The sequence below is a fragment of the Trichothermofontia sp. genome, assembly GCF_053493415.1.
Genome location: NZ_JBRCAD010000070.1, coordinates 1 through 10,358, shown reverse-complemented (window position 1 = coordinate 10,358; position 10,358 = coordinate 1). Strand labels below are relative to the sequence as shown.

Sequence of the window (10,358 nt, the reverse complement as noted above, 5' to 3'; positions counted from 1 at the left end):
GCCCTAACCCCCGAATTGCGGCAAAAGATGGGTCATGCTGCCGTGTTAGCGGCGAAGGCGATCAATTATGTGGGCGCAGGGACCGTGGAGTTTTTGCTCGATCGCTCCGGCGAGTTCTACTTCATGGAGATGAACACCCGGATTCAGGTGGAACACCCGGTCACGGAAATGATCACCGGGCTGGACCTAATCGCTGAACAGATCCGCATTGCCCAGGGGGAACCCTTGCGGTTTAGCCAGGAACAGGTGGTATTGCGCGGCCACGCGATCGAATGCCGGATCAACGCGGAAGATCCGGATCACAATTTCCGCCCCCACCCCGGACGCATTAGCGCTTATTTGCCACCGGGGGGACCTGGCGTGCGTATGGATTCCCATGTCTATACGGATTACGTGATTCCGCCCTACTATGATTCGTTGATTGGCAAGCTCATCGTTTGGGGCGAAGATCGGCCAGCGGCGATCCGGCGGATGCGGCGGGCACTGCGCGAGTGTGCGATTACGGGCATCCCCACAACGATCGGCTTCCACCAGAAGATCTTGGAAACCGAGCCGTTCCTCGCCGGGGAGATTTACACCAATTTTGTCGAGCAATGGATGCAGTCCCGTAAGGTTAGTGGACTCGACTCCACAGGGTTAACAGCCCCTGCTGCCCCACCAGCAACTCCCGCAGCAAACTGAAAATTCCCACCCAGACCACGGGGGTAATGTCCAGACCACCGAGGGGAGGGATCACCTTACGGGTCGGGATTAACAACGGCTCCGTCGGGAGAATGATCCAGCGCAGGGCGGGGCGATCGCGATCGACCTGGGGATACCAACTCAGGATGATGCGGAAAATAAACAGGCAAACCAGCAGTCCCAAACTCAGGCTAACAATCCAGGTGGTGACGATCGCAGCAGACATAGTGGCTCCCTCTCTCGCTCAGGTAATTGCGTGCAGGTGATCTTTCCCTAATTATCCCCCGCGATGATCACCAGGGAGGGGTGACGACGGGTTTGCCCAGATTGAGTCGCCAGTGGGGAGCGATCGGACAAGGTTAGTGGTACCGATCGGCAACCCGGCCATTTACGGCTGGCTGTCTTGATTGTCTTGGCGGCGATCGTTTAGGAGAATATCCAGCATCCGCTGATTCTCAGTCTGCAACCCACGGACCTCCTGCTGGATCTCGCGAATTTCCTGTTTGATATCGCGGATCTCTTGCAGTATTTCGACCCGTTCCTGCCGGTCTTCAGCCGCTAGGTTAGCCAATGCTTGGATGGTGCGACTGTTGGACTCCACTAACTGCGCCAATTGATCTAACCGCTCATCTGTCCACCGTTCGATACTCATCTGACACGCATCCATTCACCCGATCGCGCAGCGTCTCCCCAGGAGAATCGCTGCCCCCATCCTATCAACTTTGCCCTCCCCACGCAGGAGCCACCACCGTCGCCCAGGCGGCCCCGTGGGGGATTGACTGGCCGATTGGCCCGATGCCACGACAATCCCAGGGCTGGTGATCTACCGTTACGATGCCCCCCTCTTTTTCGCCAATGTGAAAAATTTCAAGCGCCGTGCCCTCGCCGCGATCGAGGCCGAGAAAATCCCGGTGGAATGGTTCGTCCTCAATGCCGAAGCGATTGCCGAAATCGACATTACGGCGGCGGATATGCTGATGGAATTCCATGACGAGTTGGCTGCACGGGGAATCACGATGGCCTTGGCGCGTGTTAAGCAGGATCTTTACGCCCAACTGCGAAAGTCAGGATTGCTGGATACCCTTGGCCCCGATCGCATCTACTTCACCCTGCATAGTGCGATCGCAGGCTTTGAACAGCGATCGCACGATTCGTAACGAGGCGAAGGCTGCGATCGTTATCAGTCGGCACGAATAAGCGCATACAGAACGCATGAACTAATAGCATTCAAGATGAAATTTGCATAATCAGCCTTGTACGCGCAGATGGATGTTTGTACCTCGTGAAAGGTGTGCAAATGAACAACCATCCACTAATCCCTGCTTTCCTGCTAAGCATAACTTTCCTGGGCAACGTCGGCTGTGAAAAGGCTAATTCAGAAACGGCAATTGGTGCCACCCCCAAACCGGGGCTAGAGTCGCAGTCCCAGCCTAATGGTCAAGTTCCGTTAATGGGAACTAATGGAGCTACCCCCAATCCTGATCTGGAATCGCAGTACCAGCGCATTCGGGCTGAGATTCAAGCTCGCCAAGCGCCTGTCCGACCCCCGAGTACGGTGTTCATTGGTGTCGATCAAAGTGGGAGCATGGGGTTCTCCCGGATTGCCACGGCCACCTATGGCGACATTAAACCGGTGCTGGATGCCCTCGCGCAGAATGGGGGCACGATCGCGGTTGGTAAAATCTGCGATCGCAGTGATGTGCCCTTAGTGCGGACCAGCTTTGCCGAACCGCCCCGCCTGGGTAACCTGCCCGCGATCGGCGATCCCCCGGTACGCCCCAAGACCGATCGCGGCGATCCTTTTCATATTCAAAAGCAGTTGAAGCAATACGAATTCAAAAGCAGTTGAAGCAATACGAACAGGACCTGGCCACCTACCAGCAGCAGTTGAGTGCGGCCCAACAGGTGATTGATACCTATCAGCAGCAACTCAGCCAGCAACAACAGGCCAACCAGCAGCAGATTGAACGCCTTAAGCCTGCCATTGAAGCGATTCTCAAGCATCCCCGCAACTGCCAAGCGACCGATATTCAGCGATCGCTCGAACGTGCTCATGTCCTCTTTCAAGAACCGATCGCTTGGAGCCAGCCGCCCCGCACCTATGCCGTCTTTATTACCGATGGGTTAGATACCTTCTCCACTGCACCCGCCAAACTCCAAGCGGATAAGGTGGTGCTGGTGAACGGCAGCGAAACCCTGGGTATTTTCCAATCCGTGCAGCATGACCGTTTTGAAGCGCCGCAAGTGGCCCTCAGTGCCGTTGCCAATTGGATCGCACAGCCTTAATGCACCCAGATTTGCCCCTATTTGGGGCAATTTTTTGCACAATCTTCCCCCCATTTACCGATTTCAGATTAGCAGTCATACCGGAGGGAATTATGCCAGAACCCCCCAATTCAGATCCTCCTAATGCCGGTCCTCCCAACGCAGGTCCCCCTAACTCGGAAGATGTCCGCTATCAATCTGCCCAGGATCAGAGGGTACAAAGCGATCGCCGTACCCGTGCCCGTGCGCTAGACCGCTATCGCCAGGAACGACGAGCAGCCCAAATCGTCCAAGTTCGCCGACACCGGCAGGCGACTCAGCAGACTTTGAATGGCTTGATGGCGGAGATGGATCGCCTGACTGATTACGGCAACATGGCCAATACACGGGCTGCGATCAAACGCCAACGCCTGCGCAAGTGGGAACAGACCGCTTCCCAGTTTGCCGACGCCGGTCCCCGCGACACCATCCGCTACACCGTGATCCTCCTAGGCTGTATTGGGGTGATCTCACTCAACTTTTTCCTGATCAATGCCCCGGTGAACTTCATTGCGGGCCAAGTAGCAGCAGAGGAGGATTCGTGGTTTGCCCGCATGGCGACGGTGATTGTGCCCTGTTTGCTGCTGGTGTTGGAAATCTACTTATCCATTCAACTGCATCATGCCCGACTTCAAGAGGCGGCAGCGGCCCTAGCGGCAGACGAAGATGAGGCCGAGTATCAACAGTTTGTGCGGCGCGGGCTGTCCCCGGTTCAGAAGTGGCAAGTCGCAGGGATGGTCATGATCATCTTCACGCCCGCGATGATTATCGGTACGATGCTGGCCTGGGAGGATTGGTTTGCTTCCTATCGCCTGGTAACGACGTTCGGGTTAATTGCCCTGGCCGGAGTGACGGATGCGGCGATCGTCTTTGGGGGGGAACAGATCCTAGAATCCCTAGCTTTCCTAGAGTTTCATGCCTCCCGTTGGCGCTTGCAAGGCCAGATCATCGCCTGGGAAGGTCGTTACAATCGGGCGGGTCGGCAGGCTACTGCCTGTTATACCCGCTATCACCAAACGCTGACGAACTATAACGAGGCACAGCCGAATCACCCCTTAGGGGCGGGACCGTTTCGGCGACCAACGGCAAAATTTGTGAACGATGCGTTGGGCTATGAGGCGATCGCGATTCAGGGCGAAGACCCAGACCCAGCAGCGGCTGGCAATCTGCCCCGTCGTCCCTTGCCCAATCCGCCGCCTACCCCCGTAATGGCCGATGAACCTGTGCCCGATCGTCGGGGGCCTCAGCCAGATGCGGATGATACAGCAGCGGAACGGGATTACTACCGGAATTTGGTGGCGGCTCAGGCCCGTCGGGCGGAGCGGGAACTTGGCCCTGACTAGGGGTTGACCGATGGGGGAGTTGGGCAGAGTGGCTCGCCTCATACTCCCCTATTGCGGGTCCTGGAGGGCAGGCAGGATGCCTACCCCACAAGGGTTTTTCGGTTTGATTACTGACTGATGACTCACTCAATTCATAACTAGGAGTTCACTATGTCTGCTGTTCGTCGTCGTACGCTTGAGCAAAGTGTAAAACAAGCCCAACTTCAACAGTCGATCGGCCTTCAGGCGGCTAAATTGACCTTGCAAGGTGCCACCCATTTGGGCAAAGTGGGTTTGAGCATTCTCCAGCAGGTCCTCACGCCCCAAGTGACCCATCCGGAACAGGGGGTTCGTCCCGTCCCGGCGGTCCGTGCCCAGGTTCACTCGCTCCAACAAACAGCCCTGCAACTGGCTCAGGAGCAGCAAGTCCCACTCACTGTGGCCACGCAAGTCGCTGCCCATATTGCCGATACGCTCTATGTCCATCATGATCCCCTCGATGCTGACTGGCAGGCCCTAGAACAAGCCACTACCCTAGAAGCGGCACGGGTCTCCCTAGAGAGCTTCACCCAGACGCTCGAAAGCCAACACCAAACCCTATTGGTTCAGAGTATCTCCCTGGCCTGTGAGCAAGCCGCGCTCAAGGTGGGTTTCGGGACGCTCCATGTACCCACTACCCGGAATGGTTTGCTGCGCTTGGTGGCGACGGATGAACAGGGACGGGCACTGGTGACCGAGATCAGCACTGATCCTGAGCAACCCCTCACAATGGCAACGGAGTTGATTGGCATGAGTGATGCGAGTTGTGAGGAAATCCTCACGGCCTTTGATGCGGCGTTGGTGGAGGCGGGATTGCGCCTGGGACCACCGGAGCGCAAGTTTACGGGGGGGATCTGCGAACTGGATGCGGCGCGGGATTTTGTGCGGCAACGGCTGACCCCAACTCCAACTAAAACTCCAACTAAGGCAACCCCCAAGCCGGCCAAGTCAGCGTCACCCCGGCCCCGGCCTCTACCTCCACAAACACAACAACGGTTCTAGTCGAATTTCATCACGGAGGGAGATCTTTCCAACGTTCGTAGTGCGGGCTTTAGCCGGCAACGACTGAAGTCGTCACTACCAGCATGGCAACGCCTGCAAGGTTTGTAGTGCGGGCTTTAGCCGGCAACGACTGAAGTCGTGACTACTAACATCGCGAAACGTTATGTTTGCTCAACTAGTACGGTTTTATTGAAGTCACTTGGAGTCACTACAATGTCCACTGCTACACTGCCCCAACCGTCCTTAAACGCTCATCCAGGACCAGACTGGGCAACGGTGCCAGCGGCACTGTTGCCGCTCTGCCAAGCGATCGCGGAGGGCAAACATGCGCTGTTACTGTCAGGGCGCAATCTTCGAGATCTGGACTGTAATCCCCAGACCCATCGCATTGCCCCGCTGCTGGAAATTTTGCGCGATCAGCTACGCGATCGCTGGGGGATGCTATTGGTGACCTACTCGCGGGCGGAAGGCATTGACTATGCTGCGCTTGATCTGAGTGATGCCGATCGCCGGGTGATTGAGCGGGCGTTGCAAGCCCATCAGTTGTTGGACATTCCCCAGGATGAGCAGGAGGTGCCCCATGTGGTGCGTCGCATTGCCAGCCTGTGTTGGTTGCCGACGGGCGGTGATACTTGGGCAGGGGGGAAACCACTGCGGTTTTGTTTCTTGCTTCAGTTCGGTGAGCATTTGGTGCCCTATTGCGCCCACGGGGGCCAGACGGATGCCCAGATTGTGGCGATCGAACTGTCTCACTTGACGCCCCAAAGTCTGGCGTTGCGAAAAAGTGGCAATGTGATTCTTTTCCATACCCAGGATGAGGCGCTGGTTGATCCGTTGGTGCGGGCGGCGCTCCAGGCAATACGTCTGCCCCAACCCGATCGCGCAGCGAAGCAGGTCTTTTTACAAGCGTTGCGGCGCATCTATCCGCAGGCCCAACTGGGTGAGGGGTTGACTTGGGAGCAAGCCGCATTTTTATCCTCGAATACGCCGAACCAAGGCTTGGAGTCGCTGCTGCGGGCTTCCCATCGCACCGGTAAGCCGCTGACGGCACGGGAATTGGTGGCCCAGAAAAGTATTGATGTCCAGGCGCTCTCGGAGCAAACCTTGACGGTGTTAGATACATCGCGGGTGAGCAGCGATCGCCCGTTGGAAGGGATTAATAGTGCCTATCCCCAGTCGATTTTGCAGCAGTTGGCGCAGGCGCTGGCGGCGGGTAACCCCTCAATGCCCGCGAATGTGTTGTTGGTGGGGCCACCGGGCACGGGTAAGACGGAGATGAGTTTGATCACGGCACGGCAGGCGGGGGTGGCGGCGTACCAAATGCACAGTCCGAAGACGGGGATTGTCGGGGAGACGGAACGGAAGGCGGAGTTACAGCAGCGGGTGTTGCGGGAATGGGTGCCGAATCTGGCATTTGTGGATGAGATTACAGAGGCGTTACCCCTAGAGCGCAGTGATTTTGATGGCGATTCGGGGGCAACGCGGGCGGTGGCGGCGGCCCTGCTGACGGCGTTGGCGGATGAAAGTCGGCGGGGACAGTCCCTCTTGATAGCAACCACTAATTGCCCGTGGCGGATGGGGGCGGCGATGCGATCGCGGTTTATGGCGATTCCAGTGTTGCAACCGCTGGCCCAGGACTATCCGGCGATCGTGCTGGCGACGGCGCGACGGGTGACACCGGATTTACCGGCAATCGGAGCCGATCACCCGGCAATTCAGGCGGCGGCGCAGGTCTTTGCGGCCAAGGGCGCTAATCCGCGTCATATTCGGGCGGCGTTGAGTAATGCGCTGTTGTTGAAGGGGGAATTATCCCCGGAGGGGATTCTGTTTGCGGCACATGATTTAAGTATCACGGTCGATCGCGTATCGGCGATCTATAGCGATCTCTGGGCGTTGAAGGCGTGTTCGTCGAAGTCGTTTTTCCCGTGGTGTGGGCATTTGGCCGACTATCCGTTTCCGCCGCATTTACAAGGGTTGGTCGATCGCGCCACGGGGGAACTCAATACCACGGAACTCGATCGCCGCATTGCGGAATACCAGCCCCAAGCGAATTTGTAAGGCGATGCTATTGCCCAAAATCTTCTTGTGGGGTAGGCATCCTGCCTGCCCTTGATAAGACTCACAAGACAGCCGGGACGGCTATCCCACAAGACAGCTATCCCACAAGATTTTTGATGATTGCGGTGATTCCATGCATTGCTTATCTCCATCGCCTAACCTGACGGCCCCAACCTCGATGCCTGCCGCTTTGACGGATCTGGCCTGCACGGCGATCGCGGACTATTGGCAGACGGTGGCGGACTGTCCGGAGCAACTGGGTATGCATTTGAGCGGATCGGGGGCGGTGGCGGCGTTGGAGGCGAAGTTATGTGCGTGGTCGGGGAAGTCCTACGCGCTGTGTGTGGCGAATGCGACGATCGGGTTATGGGCGATCGCGCGGGCGTTGGATTTGGTAGGGGCTGAGTTTGTGACGACGCCCTATACCTATGGCGCGTCGCTGGCGGGCTGGTTGTTGTTGCAGAATCGACCCGTTTTTGCGGGGGTGGATGCGGATACGCTAACGCTTGACCCAGGGGCGGTGCGGCGGGCGATTACGCCCCAAACGCGGGCGATTTTGGCGGTGGATATTTTGGGCAATCCCTGTGATAGTGCGGCATTGCGGGCGATCGCGGCGGACTATGGGTTGTGGTATATCGCCGATGGGGCACAGAGTTTGGGGGCGTTGCGGGGGGGACGACCGGCGAGTGATGCGGCGGATGCGATCGTGGTGTCGTTTACGGTGGGTAAGTCGGTGTGGGCAGGGGAGGGCGGTGCGATTCTGACGGATAATGCGGAACTGTACCAAAAGTTAGTGTGGTGGACGCAGCATCCCGATCGCCAGCGGCGGGATTTGGGGTTGGGGTTGGTGAATGAGTTTGGGTTGAATGCGCGGATGCATCCGTTGGCGGCGGTGGTGGCGAATGTAACGTTTGGGGCGGCGTTGCAACGGTTGCAAGGGTATCAAGCATGGTGTTTTGAGGTGATCGATCGGCTGAATGAGAGTGGGCTGACGCAGCCGATTCGGTTCCAGGAGTTGGGGATCGTACCGAGTTTCTTTCGGTTGGCGGCGGCATGGCGAGGGGAACCGCAAGGGGAGCGGCTGCGGGTGTATTTGGCGGAACGGGGGGGGGTGCGGTTGGAGTCGTTGCCGTTTTCGCGCATCGATCGCCAACCGGCGTTTATCGCTCAGTACGGGCAGGGGGCTGATGACGATACTGATCTTGCCACAGAGCCGGATCTGACGCGATCGTGGTTTTGCTTGATTAGCCCATAACTTGATTAGCCCATAAGAGGTTGCTATGCTAGCTGCTGTAAGATCAATACTGTGTCTGGCCATGTGCAACCCGGCGGCAACAGACGATACCCAGCAGGGTGGCGGGAATCAGGAAAAGTTAGAAGCTTTAGAGGCGTTTGTTAAAAAATACCCGCCACAGACTGATCTGGATAAAGCACTTTGTCAGTTTCTAAAGGATATTTACCAAAGTGGTTTCCGTTGTATTCGTAGCAATGATGCTTCTCTTTTGCTGATTTATAAGGAGTTCAAGAAGTCATATCAAAAACATGCTTTGAAATTTTTGCGTGAAAGGGGAATTGACGAGTATGTGTCTCAAGAGCTTGCAGAGGAAGCATCTTCTGAAATTTGGTGTTATTTTCTAAAAACATGTCATGAATTTGATGTTAATTATCGAGAGCAACAGTCTAGTTATTCATCAGATGAAGAGAATTTTCATATCACTACTGTTATTAAAAATAAAACGTTCAAGAGTTTAGATGGATGGCTACAGGAGAAACTAGCCAAAGAAATTTATAGTACGCCCCAATCACTCGATCAAACGATAGGAGAGAATGATGAACCATTGATCAATACGATCGCGGACCCAAATCCTGAGATAAACCCTGGTTTGCCAACGCTGTCTGATCTTGATAATCTGCCTCTCGGAGAAATGGGTTTTCAGCCGAGTCCTGAGATTGCAGCAGAAACATAATATTTAATTGATCTAATTAAGAGCAAGATTGACGATCGCGTTGTTGCCAGAGATGGGGTCAGCATTCCCATTGTAGAAATCGCTTCGCGAACAATCCTTAGACAACTTCAATCGTTAGATCCCGAACCAACCACATCGATTGCTCAACAGTTTGGAATTCGTGAGCAAGGGGTTTATTCAATAGTCAATGATGAATTCGCCCAATTCTTTTAGATATTTTATGTGAGCAAATTCTAGTACTAGATGGGCATTCCCAAACATCTTCGATTGCAGAAGCTATTCGACAGGATAATCAAGGCAAACTCCGCAAACGTTGTCATTCCAAATACCCACTATGTAATTTGCAATTTATTGCCCTGCGACGCCTCCGTATGTGTTGTGATCCGCCTCAGAGTTTTGAAGACATTAGCCGTGCGCTTCAGGAACAAGGGTGTTCGATCAAAGCTAAGCAGGTTCAAACTTTTTGGGAAGACAGGAATAGCCGTCGCGTTTTATTTCAGTTTATTAGCGAGAATCTCTTCCGGCCTCTTACGCTCAGAACGTATTTATTCCGTGACCCAGAGGATAGGCTAGTCAAGTGCAGATTTCCAAAACGCAAAGAAATTAATGCGCAGTTTCTGGCAATTCAAAAACTTCTGTATAAAAATGATTTTGAACAAATCTATCGAGTTTTAGCTAGGGAACGCTATGCTTACCTTACCTATGGTAAAAACAAGCGAGACGGCATCATGGAACGGATGGAACAATTCTGGCAGGAGAAATGTGTACCTTTGATTAAACAAATCTGTGCTGAAAATAACTATTCCTATCCGGAGGATCTTTAGATTATGAGTACACCTACGATTACAGAAGTGTTGAAAGTTAGGTTAAGCGATGGAAAAAAGGGACAGAATGCAGTATTCTGTCCTCTAACAAATAAAAAATGATGTTCTATGATAGCCTCATTCCCGAAGCTTGTCAAATTGATCTTGAAGCAGCTTTGTCC

The 10,358-nt window shown here is 54.8% G+C and carries 12 protein-coding genes; 10 read left to right on the top strand and 2 right to left on the bottom strand.

Annotated features, from left to right (window positions below; all coding sequences use genetic code 11):
* Nucleotides 1-681, top strand: a 681-nt coding sequence (locus ACWIUF_RS06020; RefSeq protein WP_448571383.1) for an ATP-binding protein, incomplete at its 5' end; no start/stop codon positions are given.
* Here ACWIUF_RS06020 and ACWIUF_RS06015 read toward each other — a convergent pair.
* Together ACWIUF_RS06015 and ACWIUF_RS06010 are read right to left on the bottom strand one after the other, a co-directional pair.
* Nucleotides 614-907 carry a YggT family protein gene (locus tag ACWIUF_RS06015; protein WP_448571382.1) on the bottom strand — a complete coding sequence of 98 codons (294 nt, stop codon included), beginning with the start codon at nt 905-907 and terminating at the stop codon, nt 614-616. The two genes, ACWIUF_RS06020 and ACWIUF_RS06015, sit on opposite strands and share 68 nt — an antisense overlap.
* 162 nt (nt 908-1,069) lie before the next feature.
* The gene (locus ACWIUF_RS06010) at nt 1,070-1,333 is read right to left on the bottom strand and encodes a hypothetical protein (RefSeq protein WP_448571381.1); all 264 of its coding nucleotides are present in this window, start codon (nt 1,331-1,333) and stop codon (nt 1,070-1,072) included.
* Between the two features lie 127 nt (nt 1,334-1,460).
* Between ACWIUF_RS06010 and ACWIUF_RS06005 the strand changes: the two genes are divergently transcribed.
* The 9 genes from ACWIUF_RS06005 (at nt 1,461) to ACWIUF_RS05965 (ending at nt 10,197) form a co-directional block, all read left to right on the top strand.
* Nucleotides 1,461-1,838, top strand: coding sequence for a sodium-independent anion transporter (locus ACWIUF_RS06005; protein ID WP_448571384.1), 378 nt, complete (start codon nt 1,461-1,463; stop codon nt 1,836-1,838).
* Nucleotides 1,839-1,978: 140 nt separating this feature from the next.
* Nucleotides 1,979-2,530: a hypothetical protein gene (locus tag ACWIUF_RS06000; protein WP_448571380.1), complete on the top strand. Its 552-nt coding sequence runs from the start codon at nt 1,979-1,981 to the stop codon at nt 2,528-2,530.
* Complete coding sequence (locus ACWIUF_RS05995) at nt 2,527-2,967, top strand: hypothetical protein (protein ID WP_448571379.1); 441 nt, start codon at nt 2,527-2,529, stop codon at nt 2,965-2,967. Before ACWIUF_RS06000 ends, ACWIUF_RS05995 begins: the two co-directional genes overlap by 4 nt.
* Before the next feature lie 92 nt (nt 2,968-3,059).
* A complete protein-coding gene (locus ACWIUF_RS05990; RefSeq protein WP_448571378.1) occupies nt 3,060-4,328 on the top strand; it encodes a hypothetical protein in 1,269 nt (422 codons plus the stop codon).
* A 150-nt stretch (nt 4,329-4,478) separates the two neighbouring features.
* Nucleotides 4,479-5,348, top strand: a complete 870-nt coding sequence (locus ACWIUF_RS05985) for a hypothetical protein (protein ID WP_448571377.1) — start codon at nt 4,479-4,481, stop codon at nt 5,346-5,348.
* Between the two features lie 213 nt (nt 5,349-5,561).
* Complete coding sequence (locus tag ACWIUF_RS05980; protein ID WP_448571376.1) at nt 5,562-7,406, top strand: AAA family ATPase; 1,845 nt, start codon at nt 5,562-5,564, stop codon at nt 7,404-7,406.
* A gap of 133 nt (nt 7,407-7,539) precedes the next feature.
* On the top strand, nt 7,540-8,661 hold the full coding sequence (locus ACWIUF_RS05975; RefSeq protein ID WP_448571375.1) for a DegT/DnrJ/EryC1/StrS family aminotransferase: 1,122 nt from the start codon (nt 7,540-7,542) through the stop codon (nt 8,659-8,661).
* 25 nt (nt 8,662-8,686) lie between these two features.
* The gene (locus tag ACWIUF_RS05970) at nt 8,687-9,373 is read left to right on the top strand and encodes a hypothetical protein (protein ID WP_448571374.1); all 687 of its coding nucleotides are present in this window, start codon (nt 8,687-8,689) and stop codon (nt 9,371-9,373) included.
* 341 nt (nt 9,374-9,714) lie between these two features.
* Complete coding sequence (locus ACWIUF_RS05965) at nt 9,715-10,197, top strand: hypothetical protein (RefSeq protein WP_448571373.1); 483 nt, start codon at nt 9,715-9,717, stop codon at nt 10,195-10,197.
* Nucleotides 10,198-10,358: the final 161 nt, after the last annotated feature.